Below are 23,277 nucleotides of genomic sequence, written 5' to 3'. Positions count from 1 at the left end.
CTAGGGTGTTTGTAGAGTTGTTCGCTTTCCTTGGTTTAGCTTACCAAGCGTACTGAGTGCCTAGTGTTAGGGTCCAGTCATTGCCGAGTTGTGGGCCATCTAACTGCTGATAGAGCGGGGTGGTGAGTTCAGTAGCTACACGGAATCCATTACCTGGGTGCCAGAGGTTAAGCCCAGCGCCAATGTCGATGCGAGTTCCGCCGTAGTTGTTTGGGTCAGCGGCGGATGACATGGTACTCATCATGCCTTGATTCACGCTATTGTCGGTGTCGCCGTCAATCCGGCTCCAGCTTTTTGCTCCGAGCCTTAGTGAGAGGCTGGCCCATTCACAGACGTTGCGAGCGATCCAGCTTTGCGCACCGATGCTGTCGCCGAGCGAATAACCTTGGTCATTGGTGCCGAGGTGCAGGCGGGCATTGGCTTGAGCGCCCCATGACCAGTTGTCGCTGGGTTGGTGGAGGTAGGTGATGGATGGTAGGAGGTCGAAGGTGCCTGAGCCAAGCTGCATGCCGAATGGCTGGTGGCGTTGATTCCCCATCATGGTGAATGATTGGCTGGTGGAACCTGTAGGCAGCGATAGGTTGAGTCCTACGTGCGCGCGTGCGCGGTTGGCGTCGTGGAACTTGTAAAGCCCGCCAATCGAGGTGTCGCCCCAGCCGCTAGACTTCATGGTGCTTTTACGGCCTGCCATCATGCCCTTCGTGGCGAGCATGGTCATGCTGTTCTCGATGTAGTTGGTCATGGCCATGAGGGTGAGCTCATCGGTAGGTGCGTACATGACGCCTACCATGTGCATCTGCATCTCCATGTCCTCTGGCACCATGTTGTAGTTCGTGCTATTTGGGTTGATCTTGGAATCTCCCATGTAGAGTCCATTCATCTGCATGTTCATGTAGCGATAGGAAGCCATCCATTCACCGGCACTATGGGTGTGCTCGGCCATCACGGAAATCGGGGCATGACCATCTGGTCGAGCTCCGTACCATTTGTTGCCCGAATTCAAGGTATCCTTTCCTGAATGCGCGAGTGCTGGGCTGATGGTGGCGAGGGAGGCGAGAGCGAGTGTGTTGTAAAGTTTCATCGTTGTGTGTTACGTTTTGTAATGGAGTGAGCAGGGGGGGGCTCGTTGCGGGCAATCGGCTGCCCGGGGTCAGGAAACGGCGAGGCAGCAATCAATAAGTTGCGCGCATGGAAATGCCGTAGCTTGCTAGCAGGCGAGAATGCCTGAGCTTAGGGGTGGCGTTATGAGGCCACGTGAGAATGACGCACTAGGCGTTTCGGGGCGGAGGCGTGGGAACCTGAAAGTCAGGCGAGACTGGGGGGAAGGTGATGGGTATCGATAGCTTGAGACGCTGGCCTGATGGAGCCATTGGCGGAGTGACTTTGCTCAGCTTGTAGCGGCTGAACTTGTCGACAGATGGCGTGCTCGTCGTTGTATGTTCGGAGTCAGATTCTTGCTGAGTTTTTTGCACTTCTTGGGTGGCCAGGCAGAGTGAACATGGGCTAGAGCCATCGAAGGTCGAGTGGATGGCTTGTTCGATTCCTTGATCAGGAATGCGGTCGGCAAGCATCTGCGACCAAGCCGTCAATTGAAGCAAAGCCGTGGGTAGCTGCATCACGGTGATGGCAGCGAGTGTCACAAGGATCTTTGCGATGAGGCGAAGCATGTCGCCGCTGTAGGTAGCCGTGGTGTCTGAGGGACTCAAGTAAAATCAGCTAAGTCTTGGTTGATTCATGCCAGTGAGTCTGGTGATTGCTAGACGATGGATGGGTAAAAAATCCGGGAAATTTTTTGATGTTGGGTTGACCATATTGCCCAACAAGTTATGAGTGCCTCATGCAACAAGATAATACTAGCAACGCAGGTGAGCAGGAAGTGCCGGTAGAGGCCTCCTCTGAGGATGTCGGTAAAACCGCAGAGCAGATCAATGCCGAGATCGAGCAAGAACTCGAAGAGGCTGCAGAGGCTGAGCCTCAGCCCGAACTAACGCGCGAAGAGGCGCTTGAGGTAGAGGTAGCAGAGCTTAAAGACAAGCTGATCCGTAGTATCGCGGATCTCGAAAACTTCCGCAAGCGCACAGCGCGTGAAAAGGCTGACGCAATTCGCTTTGGCAACCAACGCCTGATTGAAGACCTCCTCCCAGTGATTGATAATTTTGGTATGGGAATGGCGGCTTCTGAGCAGGACGCAGGGTCGATGATTTACATGGGCATGCAGATGGTGCAGAAGCAACTAGATGGCTTCCTCGAAGGGCAGGGCGTGCAGGAGGTCAAGCTCAAGCCAGGTGAAGTATTTGATCCAAAACAACACGATGCGATGTCGCAGGAAGTTTCCGAGGAATTTGAAGAGGGGCAAATCATCCGCATCATGCGCAAAGGTTACATGATGGGGGATCGCTTGATTCGTCCTGCCAATGTCGTGGTCGCTCAGTCGGCTGAGGCCGCCGGTGAACAGGCTGAAGACTAATCGCACAGAGGAAACTACAAGAGTATGGCAAGCAAATCAGATTATTACGACCTCCTTGGAGTCGACCGCAATGCGGAAGCTTCGGTGATCAAGAAGGCGTATCGCAAATTGGCAATCAAGTACCATCCGGATAAAAATCCTGATGATGCCGAGGCCGAGGCAAAATTTAAAGAAATTGGCGAGGCCTATGAGGTGCTCTCTGATGAAGAAAAGCGTGCGAGCTACGACCGCTACGGACACGCAGCCTTTGAGGGCGGCGGCATGGGTGGTGGCGGTGGCTTCCACGATGCGTCAGACATCTTTTCCCAAGTATTTGGGGGTGCTTTTGGAGGCGGCGGTGGCGGCTTCGAAGAATTCTTTGGAGGTGGTCGTTCGCGCCGTCGTTCGGTGGCTCAGCCGGGCAGTGACCTGCGCTATGATTTAGATATCACCCTAGAAGAGGCAGCTGCTGGTTGCGAGAAGGAGCTCGAGATCGTGAAGGAAGCGACGTGTAAGAAGTGTAGTGGTAAAGGTTCCAAAAGTGGAACTGGCGCGAAGGCATGTACGACATGTGGTGGCTCTGGCTCGGTGACGCGTCAGGCGGGTATTTTTGTTCAGCAAACGACTTGTCCGGAGTGTCAAGGTGCTGGCCAAGTGATCACTGATCCGTGTGACGCTTGTAATGGCCAAGGCCGAAAGGAAGAGACTTCCCGTATCAAAATTCGTATCCCTGCTGGGGTGAACCGTGGCACACGATTGCGCTCCGCGGGCAATGGTGATGCAGGTCTACGTGGTGGCCCAGCAGGCGACCTCTACGTCTTCATCGACATCGAGCCGCACGACATGTTCGAGCGCGATGGAGCCGACTTGCATTGTGAGATTCCAGTGCCATTCAGTGTCGCTACCCTTGGTGGCGAGTTGGAGGTGCCTACTCTTGAGGGTAAGTCTTCCATCAAAATCCCTGCTGGCACGCAGGGGGGAACAACCTTCCGCCTACGTGGAAAGGGAATCACTGACCTTTCTTATGGGGCGAAAGGTGACCTTCACGTGGAAGTGCACGTGGAAGTGCCAACCAAGCTCAACTCCGAGCAGAAGGAAAAGCTTCAAGCATTCTCCGAGTCGATTGGTGAGAAGAACTCTCCAATCCAAGAGTCGTTCTTTGCCAAGGCGAAGAAGTTCTTCGAATAAGCGAGCTGTAGAAACTCAATTTCAGTGCGAAGTGGCCACCGCGCCGCTTCGCACTTTTTTTGTACCCGAGTCGAGCTTGTAAAAAAAGCGAGCCCTCGGAGAGGGGCTCGCTTTGGTGAAAATCTGTTTCTCAGTCTAGCCTACTGGCGCTTGCGGCGCGCGATCATACCGAGGGCACCAAGGCCAAAGAGCATGCTGGAGGATGGTTCTGGAATAGCATCTGCGTTGATGCGGATGTTGTCTATGCCAATATATTCATTAGCGCCGTCAAGCGTGACCGTGAAGCGTAAATCGAGAGTCGTGCCAGTTGATCCAATGTTGGCCGTGTACTCTTGCATGGCGCGGGTCAATGTTGTCACAGCATCCCCTTGACCGTCGAAATTCGTATCTAATGCAAGATGCCCAGTATTGCTGGAGGTGTCGGAGGTTGGGGATTGAGGGCGAAACGCGAGTAGGTTTTGATATGAGCCGCCATCAATACTGTATTCAATCAGTAAGCCATCAGAGAGGCCCCCTTGATGGTCATAGTTGGTACTAGCTCCCGTATCTCCCGGGTTAGCAGCTACGAGGAATGCGAACGAAAGCCCAGTTTGTGAGGCAATATCGATTCCTTCAATAGTTAACGTTTTAATAGAGCTGGGTGATGGGTCATTTAAGATGTCTGGTAAGTCTTGAGCAGCCCAGTAATAATCGCCAATAACGGTTCCAATTTCGACGTGCTCAGTGAAGCTATCGATGGTTGTTTTATCTGAGCGATACCAATAATCGTTTGTATCATTTGCTGTATCAAATACCTGACCGCTATTGTAGCCGCGGTCAGCTGCGGTTGGTGAAAAGCCTCCGCCGTATATGTTACTGTCGTCTTCGAAGGATTCTTGATAAATCTGGGTCGTTACCGCGCTTGCTGATCCGCATACCAGCACTGATGCTACACAGGCGATCGGGCCTACTGACTTGAGGGATGTAAGAGTTTTCATTCTGCGTAATGATATTGGTATCGCTTTTTTATAATGGGATTGGTGTTAGAGTGCAACAGTTTTTTTGTTAGCTAGTGCTAGATCACCTCCAATGTTGGTTGAGAATGAAAAAGCCCGCTTGCGATGCGCAAGCGGGCTGGGGTGAAAGCGATCTTTGTTTAAGGCGCTTGGTGAGCTTAGCTTCGTGGCGGGTAGATCCCTTCGAGGGCAATGATGTAGTTCAGGGCGAGGAATGGCTGACGGTTTTCGTGGGCGCCACTGCCCCCTGTGTTTCCTATCGCAACGGGAAGATTACCAGAAGCACTGGCGGTTGCTGTTCCTGAAATAGTGCCACTGGCTGATCCTGTCAGAGACACGCCGCCGAGTTCTCCGTCAGGTGTTTCCGTAGAATAGCCAGGTGCTTGTGAAAGGATGCCGCCAGATGGGTTACGTCGATCAGCGTCTTCTGTAGAAACGGCAACCTTCGCCCCCATGCCAGAAGTGTCCACCGCCACGTCGAGGCCGCTGGTGTCTACGTTGATCCCAAGTTGGCTGGTGTCAGCTGCGGCTTGGTGATTGTGGGCTGGGATTTCAGTAGGAAGCAAAGTGACTGTCTCCACGCCACCCGCGGCACCAAGTGGATATGGGGTGCGACCAGGGACACTGCCACTGCTGGCATGCACCGGCACACGGCTTCTCAGGTCAGGCAGGCCAAAGGTACTGCGGCCATCGCCACCGTAAATGGATCCTATGATGGAATAGAGTGATTGGTATTGGTTGATTGGTAGTATTTGACCTGCACAGAAGGCCCAGTTGCGTGGGGCGAATGTGCCTGCGAATAATTTGATTTCTCCGATGAGTGGATCAGACATAGTGTGGGTGTTTTCGTTTGTGTTTTATTATACCGTGAGCATTCTAACTAATGCGTTGTTAGTGTTAGTGTTGATTGTTAGGTGTGGCAAGGTAAAATTCACCTTTTGTTAGTAGTATCAGTTAGGTTCTGTGATGGGTGTTTTTTGGCTGTTGAGTTCCTCTTTTTGGGTGTTAGTTTTCAGGCATGAAAGCGGTGGTATTTTGTTCGCATCAGGTGGCTTTGTTTTTGTTGCAGTCGATGGCTCAAGCTGGGCAATTGGCGGGGGTGGTGCTGCCTAGTTCTTCGTTTCCGAATAAGGAAGTGGTGCAGCGTTTTTTAGAGAGGTTTCAGGTGCCAATCATGGAGCTTTCAGAGGAGGGGATGGAGTTGGAGCTCTTGCCATGGTTGCGCGATCGTGCGCCTGAGCTGCTGGTGGCGAATACCTTTCCTTACCGCCTGCCTGCAGCGGTGTTGGATTTCGCGCCGCATGGTGCGTGGAATTTCCACGCGGGTACGCTGCCGCAGTACCGTGGGCCGCTTCCTTTGTTCTGGCAAATGGTGCAGGGTGAGAGCCACGCGGCGATGAGCTTGCACCGCATGGAGCTTGGCTTTGATGCGGGCCCAATCTTCGAGGTCAGAGACTGTAATATTGCGCCACAGGACACGCATGCGACTCTTCTAAGTAAAGTCAGCGCCCTCGCACCGGAGATGTTTCAGGCCCTGGTGGCTGCACTCCAACAAGGCCCCCTTGAGCTGTGCGAGCAGGATCCATCGCAAGCAAAGTACTACCCGCGCGCCTCACAAAAGGACTTAATTGTCGACTGGCAGACGATGGAGGGGCGGAAGCTTGAGCGCTTGATACGTGCTGCGAATTCACTCTCGCAGGGGGGGATCACTAGTTTCCGAGGCCTGCCCCTGCGCTTGGCTGAGGCGGAGTGCCTTCCGCTGCAAAGCAGGCCACAGCAGCCAGCCGGTACGATAGTTGATGTGCCGAATGACCCCGGGCTCTACATTCTCTGCACTGATAGCAGCTGCCTCAAGGTCACCGTGGTCTACAGCAACGATGTCCTTTGTTCAGGGGAAAGATTCCGCAGCTTGTATGAAGCACAGCCGGGCGAACGCTTTTTGTAGCGGCCCTGCTTGAGCGCGGTCCTTGAAATTATTGTGCGGCTTCGATGGCCAGAGTGGCTGCGCCGATGATACCCGCTTCGTTGGAGAAGTGTGCAGGGATGAGCTGCAGGTGGTCTTTGAAGGGGCTACTGAGCTGGCTGTTAAGATGCTTTTTAAGTGGGCCAAAGAGAATGGGGCCGGCTTTGCTGAGGCCGCCGCCGATGACAAAGGCCTCGGGGTTGAGAAGCCAGCAGCAGTTGGCAAGGGTGCAGGCGAGTTTGCGTGCGAAGTCATCCCAGCAAGCGAGTGCGATCACGTCGCCCTGATGGGCCGCGGTAGCGAGTGCAGCTGGTGAGCATTCGTAGAGGTCTTTGTCGATTCCTGCATCTTGGTAGGCTTGTTGTGAATCGGCGGCGAATTCACGGTTGCCGATGTAGTCTTCGAGTGCTCCGGCATTGTTGTAGGCGCCGATGCGGCCATTGTAGTAAATGGAGGTTTGGCCGGGTTCGCCAGCCACGAAGCGAGAGCCACGCACGAGTTGGTTGTTGACGATGATTGCGCCACCGACACCGGTGCCGAGTGTGATGCAAATGAGGTGTTCGAATCCGACTCCTGCACCTTGTTTCCATTCGGCCACACCCATGGCGTTGGCATCGTTTTCGACCATGGCGGGCAGGCCTGTTTTTTCTTTGAGTAGGTCGCGGAATGGGATGTCGGTCCAGCCTGGGACATTGCTTAGATTGTGGATTCGGCCTGTTGGTGTGTCGACAAACCCAGGTACTCCGGCACCGACGGCGACGATGTCTTGGTGTTGTTCTTTAAGAATGTTGACGGTGTCGGCGATGGCATCAATGAGGTCTGCCGGATCATGGTATTCGCTGGGGATGACTAAGGGTGCGTCAGCAAGGATATGTTTGCCCTGCACGACGCCAAACTTGATGGAGGTGCCTCCGAAGTCGATGCCGATTGCTTTGTCAGTAGATTTCATGATGCTTGATGAGTGGATCAATGATAGTGGAGGTGGGCTGCATGGAGTAGGCCTGAGAGGGTGAGGGTGGGGTCGACGTGGGCGATCTCATCGATTCCTTGAGCGATGAGGCCAGCATCGCCGCCTGTTGCAATGATCAATGGCGCGGATTCTAACTCATCACTGAGTTTGTGTACAATCTCTTTCACCATGCCGCGGTAGCCATAGACGGCACCAACAAGCATGGCTTCAGTGGTGGATTTACCCGTGGCGCGTTGTGGTTCTTCGAGCTGGATTTTAGGGAGTAGGGCGGTGCGTTTGGCGAGATTTTCGGTCATCGAGGCTAAGCCGGGCGTGATCACGCCGCCTAAGTAGGTGCAGTTGGCACCGATGACATCGAAGGTGACGGCTGTGCCGAAGTCGATGACGATCGCAGGTGAGCTGTGGTGGCGGCAGACCGCCATGGCATTGGCCAGGCGGTCGGCTCCAATCTGAGCCGGGTTGGGGTAGTCGATTTGGATGTTGGTGTTACTTTCGTGACTGAGTGCATGGAAGGGTGTGCCATGAAAGTAGTCGGCCATCATTGCGGCCTTTTGAGGGACGACGGAGCAGAGCATGACGGCGTCAAAGCTGACACCATGAAGGGTGCGGTCGAGTGATTCAGGGCTCAGCTCAGCAGTGGCTACCCATGCACTCCACTCACATAAGGCCTCTCCATCCGCTAGTGCGAATTTGGTGCGTGTGTTGGAGTTGTCGATGAGTAAAAATTGCATGACGAAGGCGTTGCCAATGGCTTGCCATGGTGGCGATGGGGACACAAGGCGAAATCCAAGGATTAGAGTCAGTTTGCAGAAATTTGCTACTATTTGTGTGTGGCGCGATTCTGGGTGGTGTGAGGGTTGGGGTATTTTAGAGCACAAAAAAGGAGAGGCGTTTCAGCCTCTCCTTTAAAGATTGTTATTTGGGGGGATCCGCTAGGAATTAGTTAGCGGAGTCGTTGTATGCTGGAACACCGTGTTCAGCAACGTCGAGACCTTCGTGCTCTTCCTGCTCGTCAACACGCACACCCATGATGAGCTTGATGATGAAGAAGAGGATGAATGAAGTGATGAAGGCGAAGGCTGAGATGGAGAGCGTACCGATGAGCTGTACACCGAAGTTGCCACCACCGAAGATGCCTACTGCGAGCGTGCCCCAGATACCTACCACACCGTGAACGGAGATAGCACCTACTGGATCGTCGATCTTGATCTTGTCGAAGAATCCAACGGAGAGTACTACGATGATACCACCGATGAAGCCTGCAAGGAGTGCGAGGTATGGTGGGATGACGTCTGCACCAGCTGTGATGGAAACGAGACCAGCAAGCATGCCGTTAAGAGCCATGGAAAGGTCAGGCTTCTTGGTAACAATCCATGACATGAGGATTGCGCCGATGCCGCCTGCGAAGCCAGCCATTGCGGTAGTCACGAATACGAGTGAAACTGTAGCAGCGTCTGCAGAGAGAACGGAACCACCGTTGAATCCGAACCAACCGAGGAAGAGGAGGAATACACCGATGTTCGCAAGTGGAAGGTTTGATGGAAGGATTGGCTTCACACCAGACTTGGTGTACTTGCCAGCACGTGGGCCGAGGATGATGACTGCTGCAAGAGCTGCGAAACCACCGAAGGCGTGAACGAGTGAAGAACCAGCGAAGTCGCCGAAGCCCTTCTCAGCGAGCCAGCCGCCACCCCAGTGCCATGAACCGGTCACAGGGTAAAGGAATGTCACGAGAACCGCTGCGTAGATCATGAAGGAACCAAGCTTGACACGCTCAGCTACTGCACCAGAAACGATGGTAGCAGCAGTGGCTGCGAACATTGCCTGGAAGATGAAGTCTGCCCAGTAAGTGTAGTCAGCGTATGCGCTGGTGAGGTTGTCCACAGTGTCCTGACCTTCAGCAAAGCCAGCTGCGATTGGTGAGCCAGCTGCGAAGAAGCCGCCGAAGTCACCAGGGTACATTGCGTTGAAGCCCCAGAGCATGTAGCCGACTGCACCGATGCAGACGATCCACACATTCTTGAACATGATGTTCACTGTGTTCTTGCGTTGGCACATACCAGCTTCAACGGATGCGAAGCCAAGGTGCATGATGAACACGAGAGCTGCGGAAATAAGGATCCACAGGTTGTCGATAAGGAACTTCACTTCAGTGGTGGTAGGTGCTGCATCCTCTGCGAATGCTGTACCCATCAGGCCGAGTGAACCGATTGCTGTTGTGACTAGTAGTTTTCTCATAGTTTTAGATAGTCTGAATCCAACTTAGCACTTGGCATGCCAACTTTTTGGGTGATATGAAAAAAATTTTACATGTTGTGAATTCAATTCATACTTGGTGGGTGCTATCTCCTTGGAATCCATAGTGCATCGGCATTAGATGATGCATTGGATTTTTTAAACGCGGTATTGAGGTTGTCGGCCTTAGAGGGGGCTTGCGTATGTTTTGCAGCGCTTGTGCCAGCCCTGACGCCAGCGTTGCTCGCCGCGTGCAGGCGGTGAGTTGGCAATGCGTCGATCTAGCATGGCCTTGGCCGAATCTGCGAAGGCGCGTGCTGCGTCTTGTCCAGCTTCAGCTGGGCGCATGTTTTCGAGCACTTGCAGCAAACCCCAGCCTTCGCCTTTGTAGCGTTCTTTGGGGTTGATGCCTTCTCCCTTAAAGTTGACGTAGTCGATCAGGGCGTAGGTGCCATTGCTGGTGCTAGCTACCTTTTGGTAGTTTTGTTGAATGCGCTGGCGCTTGCTTGCAGGTGCCGTAGCGAGGATCTTGGGGAGTGCCGCTTTTGACTTCTGGATGATGAAGGCGCTCTGCAGTTCGATATTCCCAGCAAGGTAACGGCGTAGCCCACTGAGGTGTTCGCCGTGGAAGTCTCGCTGGAAGGCGGCTTTATTCGGCCATGGGCAGGCTGGGGTGTTGAGGAGCCAGGCGGGGAGGTCCGCAGAGCCGCTGGCTTTGGCATAGGCGATGAACGCTGGGAATGATTCGGTGAAGGGGCCGCGATAGCCGGCTGGGTACCAGATGAAGTGGCCAATGCCGAGTGAAGGAAATTCCTCTCCATCATTCCAAGTGGTGAGTCCCTCGACTTTGCCGGCGCATTCGTTCTGCCAGATTTTGAGCCCGACCTTTTTGACTTGGCTGGGGCTGAGCTGGAGTTGCTGCGGGGCGGTGGGGGCGTTGGCTTGGGTGGCGGTGCAGCTGATCAAGCTGATGGTCGATGCGGCAATAAGAATCAGGTTCTTCATGGTTGCTAGATGGATTTGCTTCGTTAGAATGTGCACCAATGCCGATCGTATTAAAGTATTTAATCACCGCAGCGATTGTGGTGCTCGTGTCCGAAGTAGCGAAACGAAGCGACAAGATAGGAGCGCTCATCGCTGCACTTCCAGTGGTGACCTCGATTGCCATGCTCTGGATGTTCGTGGAGCTGAAAGGTGATGAGCAAGTTGAACGCATCGGTAGCCACGCTTGGTACACCTTCTGGTATGTGCTGCCTACTTTGCCAATGTTCTTGGTGATTCCTAGCTTGTTGAAGAAGGGGATGCACTTTGGCTGGGTGATGCTGCTCTACGCCCTTGGCACGATGGTGCTCTTTGTCGCGCTTCACCTCGTGATGAAGAAGTTAGGCTTCCCCTTGATGTAGGTGGGCTAGAGTGAGAAGTGAGAAGCTAGCGGAGGCTGCTTTTTAGCTTTCAGGTCTAACTATCATCCGTACTCTAGTTTTTATTAGGCCGACCAATGATTCCCAATTAGCGAAGTGCTCGATGGAATAGGTCGAGGATGAGGCGGTGGCAGATGGTGGCTAGCTCTGGGTCGTAGCGGTCGCCCTCGTCGCGCATGAACGCGTGCTGGCCGTTGAATTCGTGCCAGGTGAAGTTGGTGTCTACTTCATTGAGTGTGGCGTAGAGTAGCTTGCGTCCATCGAGTGGGACGTGTGGGTCTTGTCGGCCCCAAATGAACATGAGTTCGGCATCGGTGTCGCCGAGTTGTTCGATGGTTTGTGGCTTGTCGCCAGCAGGCATGGTGGAGGAATGGATGTCGGTGGCGTAGAGACAGGCGGCGGCTTGGACGCGCGCGTGGAGAGCGGCGCGGCAGGCCAGATGGCCACCGAGGCAGACACCAAAGCTCCCGAGGCTGCCATTGCAGAATGCTTGCTCGTCCAGCCATTGGACGATGGCTTCGGTGTCGCTATCGTGGTCGCTGAGTGCTTTGGTGAACTTGTCGTTGTTGCCTTTGTCTTTACCCGCATCGTCGTAGGCGAGCACGGTGCCAATCGGATTGAGTTCGTGGAAGACTTCCGGGACGACGACCACGTATCCTTGGCCGGCCAGGTAGGCAGCGGTGCGGGCGATCGGGCTGGTGATCTGGAAGATCTCTGAGTAGAAAATAACGGTAGGGAAGGCGCCATCAATCGTGGGGCGCACTACGCTGCAGCGCATTGTGCCAGTGGCTGTTTCGAGGTCGACAAAAGACTGGGTGACGGTCATGGCTGCAGCTAAGCATAGCTGGGCGGGAGCTGCCACCGAAAAACGAGTGACAAGCTAGCAAAGGCGATCTCGGAAATCGTGATAGCCGAATTCGCGCAGGCATTCAATACTGCCGTCCTCGTGCTTGAGGGCGATGGCTGGGTGGGGTACGCCATTGAAGGTCGTGGTTTTGACCATGGTGTAGTGTGCCATGTCGTCGAAGGTGAGTTTGTCACCCACCTTCAAAGGGTTTGAAAAGGCGTAGTCGCCGATGACATCGCCTGCTAGACAGCTGGGGCCACCAAGTCGGTAAAGGTGCTGGCCACTCGCCGTAGCGGCTAGGCCGTTTGGGCCGATGACATCGGGGCGGTAGGGCATTTCGAGCACATCGGGCATGTGGCATGTGGCCGAGACATCTAGGATGGCAATGTGCTGTCCTGCATTTGTTACGATATCCAAGACGCTGGCCTCGAGTACCCCGGTGTGGATGGCGATGGCTTCACCGGGTTCAAGCCAGACGTCTTCAAGTTGGTAGCGTTGCTTTGTCTCTCTAATGAGCTTCACTAACAAATCACAGTCGTAGTCGGGCTTGGTGATCCAATGGCCACCACCCATATTGAGCCACGTGATTTCGGGGCGGCTGAGGATGTGACCAAACTTCTGGTGAATGGCCTCGAGTGTACTTTTTAGGTCGTGGGAGTTTTGTTCGCAGAGGGTGTGGAAGTGGAGGCCGGTGATGCCGGTGAGATCGACGCCATCTAGCTGCTCGGTGGTGGTGCCCAGTCGTGAGCCGGCGGCGCAAGGATCATAGATCGGGGTGCTGCCGGTTGAGTGTTCGGGGTTGATGCGTAGCCCTAGCTTGAGTTTGCCGCTGTGGTAGCGCGGGTGCTTTAGGGCGAGATCACGGAAGCGCAGCCATTGGCTTGGGGAGTTGAAATCGAGGTGGTTTGAGATTTCGAGTAGCTCAAGCAGCTCAGGTTCCTTGTATGCTGGTGAGTAGGTCAGCGTGTGTGAGCCAAATTCTTGTTGGGAGAGTTTGGCCTCCCAGAGGCCGCTGGCGCAGCATCCGTCGAGGTAGTCACGGATCAAGGGAAATGATTTCCAGAGTGCGTATCCTTTGAGGGCGAGGACGATCTTGCACTCTGCGTCTTGTTTGACCTTCGAGAGTATTTCAAGGTTGCGGCGCAATGCTGCGAGGTCGATCACGTAGCGAGGCGTTGTCATCTAATGAGCGAATACGATTTATTGAGCTGCTAGGTAGAAGAATGTGCCGGCCGTGGGTGAGGAGACGAGGGCTCCGGGCTTGCTGTGGAAGAAAGATACCTGACGTTTGTCGTAGGGGTTGATGTAGGTGTGGCGGGTGCCGGGCACCTTTTGGGCAGTTGGATATTTACTGATCTTGGGGATGTAGTAGCGCTTGCCTTCTGAGCGCAGGAGTGTGCCAGGTACTTTGCCGTGCACGGATACGGCCTTGCCGGTGTATGGGTCGATGACTGCTGCGGATAGCCCGCGTGATGACTGGGCGATGGCGTGACGCCCTTTGGGACCGTCGACCATGATGGGTGCTGGGAGGTCTGGCGTTTCTTTTTCTTCTTGTTCAAGCATGACCGCCATGGCGGCTACTTCGACACAGGAGCTAAGCTGCAGTGCTGTGAGGAGTGTGAGGGTGATGGCAAGTAGGCGCATTGGGGCTTTAGTTGGTGATGATGTTGTCGTTGTGATAGATCACCGAGAAGGTCGCACGCTGGCTGTTGCGAAGGTTGTCGCGGATTTCTGAGTAGGAGAGCATGAGAAAGAGTCCTGCCACGGGTTCGATGTGATAGCTTTGCTCATTGATGGTGAAATCATTCGGAAGCACGTCGCGCTTTTTGTGAGTGAGCTTAAATTGGCCGTGTTTGGCAGTGAGGTCGCGCTTGGCTTGGAAGAACTGGCTCCGTGCGACTTCGTAGCTCTGGGATTCCAGTTGGTAGTGGAGGCTGACTTCGTAGAGTCGGCCCTTGCGGAAGTGAGCTTCGAGCGAGGTGGCTTGGTGTTTCGGCAGAGTGTTCCCGCGATTGCTGATGGTGATGTAGCGTTCGCCGGGTTTATCCGAGGGGTACTCGATGGTGACATCGAGCTTTTGTGCTTCCGCCCACTTGAAGAACTTTTCGGGAGCTTCACCCCACTTGAGCCCAAAGGGGGGAGATAAGATCGCCTGCGCCTGCGCCAGACCACTGAAGGCCAGGGTGATGAGAATGCTGCAGACTGTGATCCAGGGTCTCATGCGCAAAGCTATTTTTTAAAGAGGTCGGTGTAGGCGCTGATGATGGCCTGCACCATTTTGTAGATGAGGAAGAGGATGCCGCCTAGGACGATGAAGCCAGAAAGTAGGATGCCGGCTACGACCCAAAGTGGCCACCACTTCTTTTGTAGGAAGCGGGTGAACTTTGGGTTGGTAGCAAGGCGTGTGAGCCAAGCGAGAAGCTTGAGCTTGAGCGACGAGGCGCCGGGGCCGCCAGCGCCGAACCCCTGAGCCCCTTGGAAGGCGGCGAAGGGATTGTTGGGGTCGATGTTTGGCATGCTGCCAGCAGTGCCCGCGAATGGCGAGCCTTGCGCGGCCGATGCATTGCGGGTGTTCTGCTGGGATCTAGAATCATTGGCACTGAGGACTTCGTCCACGCGTGCTTCGATGACGTTGCGATCAATTGCCATTGTCGGTCGTGAGCTTAGTTACTTTGGAAGACGGTCTTCTCAGTTTCTGCATCGATGACTGCGAAGCGTTCGCGGTGGAGTGAGGGATCGGTGCGGAAGATCAAGCGGCCGCTATGGGTGCGCTCGAGTTCGATGAGGAGCTTGGAGTCTTCGGATTTGAAGCGGTTGAGCACGTCAGGGTTGACCATCACGATGAGGTCGTTGAGTTGCTCGCCATTGCGTTGGATGATGGTGTTGAGACGGCGCTGAATTTCCACGGACATGGTCATGGTGGTCTTGACGCGGCCGCGGCCCTGACAGTATGGGCATGGCTCGTACATCGTGTCGCGCAGTGATTCGTTGAGGCGCTGGCGCGTCATTTCCATGAGGCCGACTGGAGAGATTTGCATCACTTGGGTCTTGGCCTTATCACGCTTGAGGCGTTCTTTCATGGCGCGGTAGACAGTCATCTGATCGCGGCGGTGGCGCATGTCGATGAAGTCCACTACCACGAGGCCACCGATGTTGCGGAGGCGCAGCTGGCGTGCAACCTCTTCGGCGGCTTCTACGTTGGTTTGAAGGATCATCTTATCGACATCCTTGGAGCCTTTGTTGCGGCCTGTGTTGACGTCAACGGCGATCAAGGCCTCGGTTTCATCGATCACAAGGTAGCCTCCACATGGGAGCCAGACTTGGCGGTGGAATGCTTCGTCGATTTGCTTTTGCACCCCAATCTTATTAAAGATGGAGCGGCGGGATGGGTAGTGGTGGATGCGGCGCTTGGCGCGGCGTGAAATCTTGCCGGCAACGTCACGCATGAACTCAGTGGTTTCGAGGTCATCGCAGATGATTTGATCGACTTCATCGGTGAGGAAGTCACGTGCGGTACGCTCGATGAGTCCTGGTTCTTGGAAGGTGCAGACTGGCGCTGGCTTGGAGTCGCGCTTGCGTTCTACTTCTGCCCATTGTTCGAGGAGCATCGCGAGGTCGCGCACAAAGTGGCGCGAGCGCTGGCCTTGGGCTACGGTGCGCATGATGATGCCCATGCCTTCTGGCACTTGGAGCTTTTGCATGATGCGGCGTAGACGCTGGCGTTCTTTCGGGTTGTCTACCTTGCGGGAGATGCCGAATTGCTCAGAGAATGGCATGAGGACAAGGTAGCGACCCGCGAGTGAGACATTGGTTGTGACGCGTGGTCCCTTATTGCCGATCGGGCCTTTGGAGACCTGGATCATGATTTCGGAGCCGATCGGGTAGATGCGCGGGATGTCCTTGGAGGTGATTTTCTTTTGTTTTTTCTTCGGGCGTCCTTCGCGTTGGATTTCTTCGAGTCCGCCGTCGAGTGCTGCGGGGATGGCATCCCAGAAGTGCAGGAAGGCATTTTTCTCGAGTCCGATGTCGACGAACATGGCCTTGAGTCCTGGTTCGATGTTTTTGACGGTACCTTTGAAGATGCCGCCAACGATATTGGCATCGCCTTCGCGTTCTACATCGTATTCTTCGAGGCTGCCGTTTTCGATGAGTGCGACACGACGTTCGAGTTTTTCAGCGTTGATGACGAGTGATACGCCTTCGCGCGGGTTCGGTTCGCCGAGCCCGAGCGCTTGTTTGATCTTTTTAATCATATTGAAAATAGGGAAATTGGTTATTTAAATTGAAAATTTCAGCAATGGGAATTGGGTTATATTAATTGCTTGTGTGGTTATGTAGTTGGATGTTTGCGCTTGTGGTAGCTTAAAATCGAATAATTATTCTGAAACTGGTATGGCTCTGGGTGGGAGGGTCCCTCGAGTGTCGACTTCGGGGCGGATACTTGGAGTGGGGATATTCTCATCTTCTGGTTCGGGTTCAGTGGGAATGATGACGATCGAAGAGGCTTCGTCGCCGGATTCGCCATTGGCCATGAAGGTGGCCATGAGGGCGTTATTTTCTGGAATGGAAATTTCAGCAATGAGGTCGGTGTTGCCGATGTAGGGTTCGAGTGGGTCGAGTGGGAGGCGCTGTCCGGCCTCCTTGGCGAAGATGCCGTTGAGGATGAGTTTTACAAGCGGGGCGGCTACCTTGCCCCCGCTGCCTCCACGTTTGACTGCGACGGCTACGGCGTAGCGCGGTTCTTCGAATGGGGCGAAGGCGACGGTCCAGGCCACGTGTGTTTTGATGCCTAAATCGGAGGTTTGCGCGGTGCCGGTTTTGGCGCCTACTTCGATGCCGGTGGGGGCGGCTAGGCGCGCGGTTCCTCCGAGCTTGTGGGCGGCGCGGTGCATGCCGAGGCGGATGTCTTCAATTTGGCCTGTGGTGATCCCTTGCTTGGTGAGATCGAGTTTGGTGCGTGGGCGGTTTTTGATTTGTTCTCCGAGTTCTGGGTGGATGACTCTGCGGATGATGCGTGGGTGGTAGAGTGTGCCGCCATTGGCAATGCCGCCGACGAGGGTGGCCATTTGCAATGGGGTGGCCTCGGCGTCGCCCTGGCCAATCGAGAGCATACCATTGAGGGCTGGCGTGATTCGGTTGTTGCGGTTGCGCCTTTGCCAGGCCTTGCTGCCAGTGATGATGCCGCTGGATTCACGCGGGAGCTGGACCCCGGTGGGGGAGCCGAATCCAAACATGTTGAAACTATCGACCATTTTTGCTGAGCCTAGGAGGTTGGCGAGTTTCATGAAGTAGGGATTGCATGAGACTTGGATCGCTTCTTGGAGTCTTAGTTCACCGTGCCCCCAGGTTTTCCAGCAACGGATTTTCGCTTTGCCGTAGGTGGTGTAGCCGATGCAGTCGCATTCTGTATCGTGGATGCCGTTTGCTGCGGCGGCTAGTGCTGCGGGGAGTTTGAAGGTGGAGCCCGGTGGGAAGGTGCTGATGGCGCGGTTGAGAAACGGGCCTGATGGGTTGTCACGGTAGTAGCTGTAGCGCTCGACGCTGATGTTGGGGATGAAGTCGTTGGGATCAAAATCAGGAACCGAGGCCATGGCGAGTATTTCGCCATTGCGCACGTCGAGTACGACCGCTGCGGCGCGGCCAGCACGGCGGAGTACAGTTTCGGTGAGGTATTGGATGCGGGCGTCGATGGTGAGTTCTACTTGAGACCCTTGGGCGGGTGGTTGGTAATCTGAGACGCGAAGGTTCTTGCCTTTCTCGTTTTTGAGAATGGTACGCACGCCCTCGGAGCCTCGGAGGTAGGAGTCCATAGTGGATTCGACTCCTGCAATGCCTTTGGGGTCACCGACGTAGTGTTTGAATTGTGGTGGGATGTCGCCTTTTTCCCATTGTTTGAGGTAGCCTAGTGTGTGTGAGGCCAGCGCTTGATAGGGGTAGTGGCGGCGTGGGTTGGCCATGACGTAGACGCCTGGGAGTGCGAGGTTGTGCTCGGAGAAGTGCGCCATCTGGTCGTAGCTCAAATTGTCTTTGAAGACGAATGGAACGAGGCCGCCGTGGGTGTTGTAGTGTGCTTCGAGTGCTTTGGCGCTGTAGTCGTTGTCTACCCCTTGCTTGGCGAGATGTGGACGCACCCATTGGTTGATGATGGTGACGATGTCGGGGAATGCTTCGGGGCGTTGTTCTTCTGGGAGTTCGCGGTAGTGCTGGAGGTAATCTTGTTGGATTTCTCGGAGGTTGAAGCTCAGTTGGTAGTTGATGGTGTTTTGCGCGAGGGTGATGCCATGGCGGTCGGTGATCTCGCCACGCACTCCGGGTTCGCGTACTTTGACTTCATAGTTGCTGGGCACCATGCTGCGGAACTTGGGCTGATGGTTGATCTGGAAGTCGTAGAGCTTTGTTAGGAGCACGCCACAGGCTACCAACACCGTGGCGGTGAGGAGGTAGATGCGATAGCTGTAGCGTTTACTTGGCATGATTGGCAATGCGGGGTGCTTATCCTTTCGGTTTTTTCAGCAGCTTGTGCGCGGCGGTCTCGATCGAGTAACCTTCTTGGTTGAAGTAGCGTCGTTTGAGTCCGTCGTAGCGGATGGTGTAGTCAAATATGTTCGAAAGCTTGAATAAGAGAATAAAGATCACTGGGGCTAGTCCCATCGAGATTAGGCTGGTGAGGCCTATCTGGTATGCCACTTGGTGGGTGAAAGTGAAATCGCCGCGAATGAAGTTGATGAGTAAGAACTCGATCAGCAAGTAGATGCTGAGTGAGACGCCGGAGAGGATGGCGGATATTTGCCAGACCCCTTTGCGGAAGAGTGGCTGGATCCCTTGCATGATCACTCCCATGATGCCGAAGAGGATGATCGAATAGCCAAAGTGTAATGAACCCGTGGGTGAGTGGTAGATCGAGGGATCGCCAGCAGCAGCAGCTAGGGTGTTGTCTGCATCCCAGAGGAAGCCTCCGAAGTAGGCGAGTAGGAGCATGGCGGGGAATTTGACGGTGACTGCGCAGCATAGAAAGACCGTATGGAATAGCAGCACTCGCGCGTTGAATAAGGTCTCCATCGAGCTGAAGTATTGCTGCGTGATGCAGGCAATACTGAGCAATATAAAGAGGCTGATATGGTAGCGAATCACGGTTTACTTGTGGCCTGTTAGGACAAATACGGAGTCTAATGCCGCAAAGTCCACTGCAGGTTTCACCAGTGCTTCAGTGTCAAAGGCACCAAGCTCTGTCGACACAATGGTGCCGAGCTTGATGTTGGCTGGAAATAATCCACCACGGCCAGTGGTGACGACACTGGCGCCGGGGCGGATTTTAGCCTCCTTAGAAAGGTAACGGAGCAGGAGCATACTTTCTTGGCCCTGCTGAGCGCGTTGTCCACTGAGGATGCCCACTTCTTGGGTGCCTTGAATCTTGGCGGATACTTGGCACTTTTCATCGGTGAGCAAAATGACGGTGGAGGACTCATCGTGTGGTCGGTCTACCTTGCCGACGAGTCCTTCTGCAGCGATCACTGGAAGGTGATCTTTGAGTTGGTCTTGCAATCCGCGATCGATGGTGACGGTTTCCCACCATGTTGCGGGTTTGCGGCGAATGATGTTGGCCGCAATCACGCGGAACGGGGAACGTTCCTTGAAGTGGAGTGCGGCGCGAAGGTCGATGTTTTCTTGCTCCAGCTTACGAAGGTGGGAAACTTCGGTGCGCAGCTGCACCAATTGTGCTTCTGCGGACGTGAGTTTGGCCTGTAAGGTGGAGGAGTGTTCGAGTTCGTTGCGGAACTCGCGCACTTCTTGTTTGAGGCTCGACCCATTTTTAAGGAATGGATCAATGACTGCATAATAGGAACGCTGGATATCACGCACACCTTGCTCGCTGCGGGTGAACGCCCAAATGACGCCCGCAAGGAATAGTAAGATCGCAATGAGATTCAGCGGCTTCATAGAGATGGTGGTGCAAAGCCCAAGCCTCGCACCTCCGAAGAATTAGTCCATGTTGGTGATGCGGTGGAGCAAATCGATGGATTGTAGTGATTTGCCGGTGCCCTCTGCGACGGCGCTAAGGGGGTCTTCCGCTACGTGTACGGGAAGGCCTGTTTCTTCCTTGAGTCGCTTGTCCAAGCCTTTGAGTAGGGCGCCGCCGCCTGCGAGCACGAGGCCTTTGTCGACAAGGTCGGCGGCTAGTTCAGGTGGGCAACGCTCGAGGGTGGTGCGCACGGCATCCACGATGTTGGAGAGTGGGTCGGCCATGGCTTCGCGGATCTCTTCGGAGGAGATCTTGATGGTTTTGGGGAGGCCTGCGACGAGGTCGCGACCTTTCACTTCCATGGTGATTTCTTTGGGGAGCTTGAAGGCGGATCCTAAGCGGATCTTGATTTCCTCTGCGGTGCGTTCACCAATCATGAGGTTGTAGGCGCGCTTCATGTAGGAGATGATAGCCTCATCGAGGTCATCACCGGCGGTGCGGACTGAGCGGCTGTATACGATGCCAGCTAGAGAAATGAGGGCTACCTCAGTGGTGCCACCACCGATATCGACAATCATGTTGCCTGAAGGGTCTTGTACTGGCAGTCCCACGCCGATGGCTGCGGCCATCGGTTCTTCCATGAGGAATACTTCGCGGGCTCCCGCTTGCTCTGCAGACTCACGCACGGCACGGCGTTCGACCTCGGTGATGCCCGAGGGTACGGCAATCACCACGCGAGGGTTGGAGCGGCGTTTGTTGTTTGCCTTGCGGATGAAGTGGCGGAGCATTGCTTCGGTTACTTCGAAGTCTGCGATGACACCATCCTTGAGTGGGCGGATTGCGACAATGTCGCCTGGGGTGCGTCCCAGCATTCGCTTGGCGTCGTCTCCGACGGCGAGGACTTTGTTGGTGCCGGCTTTCACCGCTACCACTGATGGTTCGCGAAGGACAATTCCTTGGTCCTTCACGGTGACCAAGGTGTTGGCTGTGCCGAGGTCAATGCCGATGTCGCGGGAGCGCCATCCAAAAAGTTTTGAGAACATAGAGATGTTGGTACGATAAGTGATTAAAATACTATGGGAAATTTCCTGGTCTAATCCAGTGCAGCAGTCTTTCGACGAGGGGAAATAGCAATCAAGGTGCCACCTTCAAAAGTGCGGACTAACTATTTGACCAGCGCCTCCTTAGGTCAAGCCGATTATGAGGGCGGCTCATAATTGTATTTCACCGGAAAAGTGAGAATTTCTATTTCATCGATGAAATAAATTTGCTAGTTTGTTCGATACTCTCGCTTTGGCAGTTTTTGTTAGGTGAGTACAATGAACTTATTTCCCTAGTATTTGATGAGACTGTATCCGACTTTAATCTGTGTTTGTGTGGTGGCGAGTGGTTCCTTGGTGGCGCAGCCATCAACGGGTGCCAGCCAAGTGAAAGCTGAGCAAATGGTGAGTAGTTATTACAAACAGGCTGAGAAAGCATACCGTGATGGAGATCTGGAGATCTGCACGGAGGCTTTACGCAGAGCTCTCAAGTTGAACCCCAATCATGGCCCGTCGTACGCTCTGGCATTGAAGCTAAAGAATTCTGGGCCAGCATTCAAGGTGAAGGCTCGTGAGAAGCAATTCCAGAGTGTGGTATTGCCGATTGCTGAGTTTAATGACGTGCCTCTGGAAGATGCTCTGCGTGACCTGAGTGATTTGGTCATGAAGGTGAGTGAAGATAAGGTGATTCCAAACTTCGTGATTCAAGACCCAAGTGATCAGCTGCAGAAGAAGCAAGTATCATTGAGCCTCAAGCAAGTGCCTGCTCATGTCGTGCTGAATTACCTAATGGAGATGGCTGGAGCCACCGCGAACTTTGGCGAGTATGCGATCGTGGTGAAATCAAAGGCTAGTCGCTGATTGGTAGATGGTCATGCGCTGTGGCCAATAGAATATTTGATTGTTAGACATAACGAAACCCCTTAACGAAGCTCCCAGCGTTAAGGGGTTGTTTCGTTTTAGGGCAGCGGAGGGTTGAGCTAGAGCGAGAGGAAGTAGCGGATGACGAACGCATTCGCGAGGTCGACAAAAAAGGCACCGACGAGTGGGAGGATGATGAAGGCGGTTGGTGCTGCTCCGTGAGTTTTGGTGACTGCTGTCATGTTGGCGATGGCGGTGGGGGTGGCGCCGAGCGCAAAGCCGGTGAAGCCCGCGCTAAGTACTGCAGCGCGATAGCCTTGACCCATCAGAGGAAAGAGGAGGAAGCGTACGAAAAGTATCGTGGCGATGGCTTGAATGCCTAGTAATAATAGGAGTGAGCCCGCCAGATCGGCGAGAGTCCAGAGCTGCATCCCCATCAGTGACATGGCGATGAAGAGGCCCAGAGAGAAGTCTGAGATGACTGCCATGGCGCGGCTGTGTGCCGGCCACTTGAGTTCTTTGAAGAGGAAGGGGATGCTATTTGAAAGAGCGATAGCGACTAGGAGGCATGACACGAAGAGTGGGAGCTTAACCCCTTGTTCGTTGATCCAGCCGTTGAGTGAGTACCCGCAGATGATGGCGATATGGATCACGAGGGTGGAATGCATCAAGCTGACGTGGGTGATTTTTTCTTTTTCTTCGTTGTCGTATGTGAGGCCTACCGTCAATTTGCTTTTTTTCTGATGTAGGTTGTTGGGGCCTTTGAGATGGTATTTTTGGATCAACCATTTCGAGACGGGCCCACCTAACAAGCTGGCCATGACGAGTCCAAGTGTGGCGGCGGCGACACCGATTTCTAGGGCGCCTTGGACTTGGTGGTGGTCTTGTATTTCGCCCGACCATGCGATTGCGGTTCCGTGCCCACCAATGAGGGCAGCAGATCCAGTGATGACTCCCATCGCTGGGGGGAGATTGATTGCTCGTGCTCCAGCCACGCCGACAATGTTCTGGATGATGATAAAGCTCAAGGTGAGCACTAAGAGGACGAAGAGTGGGCGACCGCCTGAGCGTAGGTCGGAGAAGCGGGCGTTGATTCCGATTGTCGTGAAGAAGTAGACTAGTAGGATGTCTCGGAATTCCAGATTGTAGGATAGCTCGATCCCTAGCAGGTGATAGAGCCCTAAGCTGCTAAGTGATGCAATGATGCCGCCAGTGACCGGCTCGGGGATGTTGTAGTCGCGCAGGATCTTGAACCGATGCGTGAGGCTCAATCCAATGAAAAACACGAGGATCGCCAGCGTGTAGGTCATGAAGGTGTCGACCTCTATCAGATTTTTTTCCATAAATTTTG

24 protein-coding genes are annotated in these 23,277 nt (G+C 54.3%); 5 read left to right on the top strand and 19 right to left on the bottom strand.

Going from position 1 to position 23,277, the window contains the following annotated elements; all coding sequences use genetic code 11:
* Positions 1-40: 40 nt before the first annotated feature.
* Together F454_RS14445 and F454_RS0106590 are read right to left on the bottom strand one after the other, a co-directional pair.
* Entirely contained in the window at positions 41-1,081 is a 1,041-nt protein-coding gene (locus F454_RS14445; protein ID WP_018969850.1) for a transporter, read from the bottom strand.
* 187 nt (positions 1,082-1,268) lie between these two features.
* The gene (locus tag F454_RS0106590; RefSeq protein WP_156817168.1) at positions 1,269-1,706 is read right to left on the bottom strand and encodes a hypothetical protein; all 438 of its coding nucleotides are present in this window, start codon (positions 1,704-1,706) and stop codon (positions 1,269-1,271) included.
* A 131-nt stretch (positions 1,707-1,837) separates the two neighbouring features.
* On the opposite strand from F454_RS0106590, the gene grpE reads away from it, so the two are divergent.
* On the top strand, positions 1,838-2,467 hold the full coding sequence (gene grpE / locus F454_RS0106585; protein WP_018969848.1) for a nucleotide exchange factor GrpE: 630 nt from the start codon (positions 1,838-1,840) through the stop codon (positions 2,465-2,467).
* Between the two features lie 24 nt (positions 2,468-2,491).
* The gene (dnaJ, locus tag F454_RS0106580; protein ID WP_018969847.1) at positions 2,492-3,634 is read left to right on the top strand and encodes a molecular chaperone DnaJ; all 1,143 of its coding nucleotides are present in this window, start codon (positions 2,492-2,494) and stop codon (positions 3,632-3,634) included.
* A gap of 140 nt (positions 3,635-3,774) precedes the next feature.
* Here dnaJ and F454_RS0106575 read toward each other — a convergent pair whose 3' ends face one another.
* Entirely contained in the window at positions 3,775-4,611 is an 837-nt protein-coding gene (locus F454_RS0106575; RefSeq protein WP_018969846.1) for a PEP-CTERM sorting domain-containing protein, read from the bottom strand.
* 176 nt (positions 4,612-4,787) lie between these two features.
* Complete coding sequence (locus tag F454_RS0106570; protein WP_018969845.1) at positions 4,788-5,462, bottom strand: phage tail protein; 675 nt, start codon at positions 5,460-5,462, stop codon at positions 4,788-4,790.
* Positions 5,463-5,647: 185 nt separating this feature from the next.
* On the opposite strand from F454_RS0106570, the gene F454_RS0106565 reads away from it, so the two are divergent.
* Positions 5,648-6,574 carry a methionyl-tRNA formyltransferase gene (locus F454_RS0106565; protein ID WP_018969844.1) on the top strand — a complete coding sequence of 309 codons (927 nt, stop codon included), beginning with the start codon at positions 5,648-5,650 and terminating at the stop codon, positions 6,572-6,574.
* Between the two features lie 28 nt (positions 6,575-6,602).
* Here the strand turns inward: F454_RS0106565 and F454_RS0106560 are convergent, their stop codons facing one another.
* From F454_RS0106560 to F454_RS0106545, 4 genes are all read right to left on the bottom strand, one after another.
* Positions 6,603-7,541 (bottom strand): ROK family protein, encoded by a 939-nt coding sequence (locus tag F454_RS0106560; RefSeq protein WP_018969843.1) that lies wholly within the window; start codon positions 7,539-7,541, stop codon positions 6,603-6,605.
* A 17-nt stretch (positions 7,542-7,558) separates the two neighbouring features.
* A complete protein-coding gene (locus tag F454_RS0106555) occupies positions 7,559-8,293 on the bottom strand; it encodes a type III pantothenate kinase (RefSeq protein WP_026292755.1) in 735 nt (244 codons plus the stop codon).
* Between the two features lie 208 nt (positions 8,294-8,501).
* Positions 8,502-9,755: an ammonium transporter gene (locus F454_RS0106550; RefSeq protein WP_018969841.1), complete on the bottom strand. Its 1,254-nt coding sequence runs from the start codon at positions 9,753-9,755 to the stop codon at positions 8,502-8,504.
* Between the two features lie 228 nt (positions 9,756-9,983).
* Positions 9,984-10,802 carry a hypothetical protein gene (locus tag F454_RS0106545; RefSeq protein ID WP_018969840.1) on the bottom strand — a complete coding sequence of 273 codons (819 nt, stop codon included), beginning with the start codon at positions 10,800-10,802 and terminating at the stop codon, positions 9,984-9,986.
* 38 nt (positions 10,803-10,840) lie between these two features.
* Between F454_RS0106545 and F454_RS0106540 the strand changes: the two genes are divergently transcribed.
* A complete protein-coding gene (locus tag F454_RS0106540) occupies positions 10,841-11,200 on the top strand; it encodes a DUF3147 family protein (RefSeq protein ID WP_018969839.1) in 360 nt (119 codons plus the stop codon).
* A gap of 106 nt (positions 11,201-11,306) precedes the next feature.
* Here the strand turns inward: F454_RS0106540 and F454_RS0106535 are convergent, their stop codons facing one another.
* From F454_RS0106535 to F454_RS0106490, 10 genes are all read right to left on the bottom strand, one after another.
* On the bottom strand, positions 11,307-12,044 hold the full coding sequence (locus F454_RS0106535) for a dienelactone hydrolase family protein (protein WP_018969838.1): 738 nt from the start codon (positions 12,042-12,044) through the stop codon (positions 11,307-11,309).
* 54 nt (positions 12,045-12,098) lie between these two features.
* Positions 12,099-13,247 carry a carboxynorspermidine decarboxylase gene (gene nspC / locus F454_RS0106530; protein ID WP_018969837.1) on the bottom strand — a complete coding sequence of 383 codons (1,149 nt, stop codon included), beginning with the start codon at positions 13,245-13,247 and terminating at the stop codon, positions 12,099-12,101.
* A gap of 18 nt (positions 13,248-13,265) precedes the next feature.
* Positions 13,266-13,709: a hypothetical protein gene (locus F454_RS0106525; protein ID WP_018969836.1), complete on the bottom strand. Its 444-nt coding sequence runs from the start codon at positions 13,707-13,709 to the stop codon at positions 13,266-13,268.
* Between the two features lie 7 nt (positions 13,710-13,716).
* On the bottom strand, positions 13,717-14,286 hold the full coding sequence (locus F454_RS0106520; protein ID WP_018969835.1) for a hypothetical protein: 570 nt from the start codon (positions 14,284-14,286) through the stop codon (positions 13,717-13,719).
* A gap of 8 nt (positions 14,287-14,294) precedes the next feature.
* Complete coding sequence (locus F454_RS0106515) at positions 14,295-14,714, bottom strand: hypothetical protein (RefSeq protein ID WP_018969834.1); 420 nt, start codon at positions 14,712-14,714, stop codon at positions 14,295-14,297.
* A gap of 14 nt (positions 14,715-14,728) precedes the next feature.
* Positions 14,729-16,318, bottom strand: coding sequence for an Rne/Rng family ribonuclease (locus F454_RS0106510; protein WP_018969833.1), 1,590 nt, complete (start codon positions 16,316-16,318; stop codon positions 14,729-14,731).
* A 123-nt stretch (positions 16,319-16,441) separates the two neighbouring features.
* Positions 16,442-18,538 carry a penicillin-binding protein 2 gene (mrdA, locus tag F454_RS0106505; RefSeq protein WP_018969832.1) on the bottom strand — a complete coding sequence of 699 codons (2,097 nt, stop codon included), beginning with the start codon at positions 18,536-18,538 and terminating at the stop codon, positions 16,442-16,444.
* 19 nt (positions 18,539-18,557) lie between these two features.
* The gene (locus F454_RS0106500) at positions 18,558-19,196 is read right to left on the bottom strand and encodes a hypothetical protein (protein ID WP_018969831.1); all 639 of its coding nucleotides are present in this window, start codon (positions 19,194-19,196) and stop codon (positions 18,558-18,560) included.
* 3 nt (positions 19,197-19,199) lie between these two features.
* Positions 19,200-20,003, bottom strand: a complete 804-nt coding sequence (mreC, locus tag F454_RS0106495) for a rod shape-determining protein MreC (RefSeq protein ID WP_018969830.1) — start codon at positions 20,001-20,003, stop codon at positions 19,200-19,202.
* Between the two features lie 42 nt (positions 20,004-20,045).
* Entirely contained in the window at positions 20,046-21,068 is a 1,023-nt protein-coding gene (locus F454_RS0106490; RefSeq protein WP_018969829.1) for a rod shape-determining protein, read from the bottom strand.
* A gap of 300 nt (positions 21,069-21,368) precedes the next feature.
* Here F454_RS0106490 and F454_RS0106485 point away from each other — a divergent pair, with 300 nt between their 5' ends.
* The gene (locus F454_RS0106485; protein WP_156817167.1) at positions 21,369-21,926 is read left to right on the top strand and encodes a hypothetical protein; all 558 of its coding nucleotides are present in this window, start codon (positions 21,369-21,371) and stop codon (positions 21,924-21,926) included.
* Between the two features lie 119 nt (positions 21,927-22,045).
* Here the strand turns inward: F454_RS0106485 and gltS are convergent, their stop codons facing one another.
* Entirely contained in the window at positions 22,046-23,269 is a 1,224-nt protein-coding gene (gltS, locus tag F454_RS0106480) for a sodium/glutamate symporter (RefSeq protein WP_018969827.1), read from the bottom strand.
* Positions 23,270-23,277 lie beyond the last annotated feature (8 nt).

Origin of the sequence: Rubritalea marina DSM 17716, from assembly GCF_000378105.1 — a bacterium.
In the GTDB taxonomy this organism is placed as follows: Bacteria; Verrucomicrobiota; Verrucomicrobiia; order Verrucomicrobiales; family Akkermansiaceae; genus Rubritalea; species Rubritalea marina.
This window is presented reverse-complemented; position numbering and strand designations above follow the sequence as displayed.

Excerpts from the sequence above, each read along its gene's own strand:
- nspC (WP_018969837.1), bottom strand. The coding sequence starts at position 13,247 with ATGACAACGCCTCGCTACGTGATCGACCTCGCAGCATTGCGCCGCAAC.
- F454_RS0106490 (WP_018969829.1), bottom strand. The coding sequence starts at position 21,068 with ATGTTCTCAAAACTTTTTGGATGGCGCTCCCGCGACATCGGCATTGAC.
- F454_RS0106510 (WP_018969833.1), bottom strand. The coding sequence starts at position 16,318 with ATGATTAAAAAGATCAAACAAGCGCTCGGGCTCGGCGAACCGAACCCG.
- mreC (WP_018969830.1), bottom strand. The coding sequence starts at position 20,003 with ATGAAGCCGCTGAATCTCATTGCGATCTTACTATTCCTTGCGGGCGTC.
- F454_RS0106560 (WP_018969843.1), bottom strand. The coding sequence starts at position 7,541 with ATGAAATCTACTGACAAAGCAATCGGCATCGACTTCGGAGGCACCTCC.
- F454_RS0106525 (WP_018969836.1), bottom strand. The coding sequence starts at position 13,709 with ATGCGCCTACTTGCCATCACCCTCACACTCCTCACAGCACTGCAGCTT.
- mrdA (WP_018969832.1), bottom strand. The coding sequence starts at position 18,538 with ATGCCAAGTAAACGCTACAGCTATCGCATCTACCTCCTCACCGCCACG.
- F454_RS0106535 (WP_018969838.1), bottom strand. The coding sequence starts at position 12,044 with ATGACCGTCACCCAGTCTTTTGTCGACCTCGAAACAGCCACTGGCACA.
- F454_RS0106555 (WP_026292755.1), bottom strand. The coding sequence starts at position 8,293 with ATGCAATTTTTACTCATCGACAACTCCAACACACGCACCAAATTCGCA.
- F454_RS0106520 (WP_018969835.1), bottom strand. The coding sequence starts at position 14,286 with ATGAGACCCTGGATCACAGTCTGCAGCATTCTCATCACCCTGGCCTTC.
- F454_RS0106515 (WP_018969834.1), bottom strand. The coding sequence starts at position 14,714 with ATGGCAATTGATCGCAACGTCATCGAAGCACGCGTGGACGAAGTCCTC.
- F454_RS0106570 (WP_018969845.1), bottom strand. The coding sequence starts at position 5,462 with ATGTCTGATCCACTCATCGGAGAAATCAAATTATTCGCAGGCACATTC.
- F454_RS0106485 (WP_156817167.1), top strand. The coding sequence starts at position 21,369 with ATGAGACTGTATCCGACTTTAATCTGTGTTTGTGTGGTGGCGAGTGGT.
- gltS (WP_018969827.1), bottom strand. The coding sequence starts at position 23,269 with ATGGAAAAAAATCTGATAGAGGTCGACACCTTCATGACCTACACGCTG.
- F454_RS0106565 (WP_018969844.1), top strand. The coding sequence starts at position 5,648 with ATGAAAGCGGTGGTATTTTGTTCGCATCAGGTGGCTTTGTTTTTGTTG.
- F454_RS0106575 (WP_018969846.1), bottom strand. The coding sequence starts at position 4,611 with ATGAAAACTCTTACATCCCTCAAGTCAGTAGGCCCGATCGCCTGTGTA.
- F454_RS0106550 (WP_018969841.1), bottom strand. The coding sequence starts at position 9,755 with ATGGGTACAGCATTCGCAGAGGATGCAGCACCTACCACCACTGAAGTG.
- F454_RS14445 (WP_018969850.1), bottom strand. The coding sequence starts at position 1,081 with ATGAAACTTTACAACACACTCGCTCTCGCCTCCCTCGCCACCATCAGC.
- F454_RS0106545 (WP_018969840.1), bottom strand. The coding sequence starts at position 10,802 with ATGAAGAACCTGATTCTTATTGCCGCATCGACCATCAGCTTGATCAGC.
- F454_RS0106540 (WP_018969839.1), top strand. The coding sequence starts at position 10,841 with ATGCCGATCGTATTAAAGTATTTAATCACCGCAGCGATTGTGGTGCTC.
- grpE (WP_018969848.1), top strand. The coding sequence starts at position 1,838 with ATGCAACAAGATAATACTAGCAACGCAGGTGAGCAGGAAGTGCCGGTA.
- dnaJ (WP_018969847.1), top strand. The coding sequence starts at position 2,492 with ATGGCAAGCAAATCAGATTATTACGACCTCCTTGGAGTCGACCGCAAT.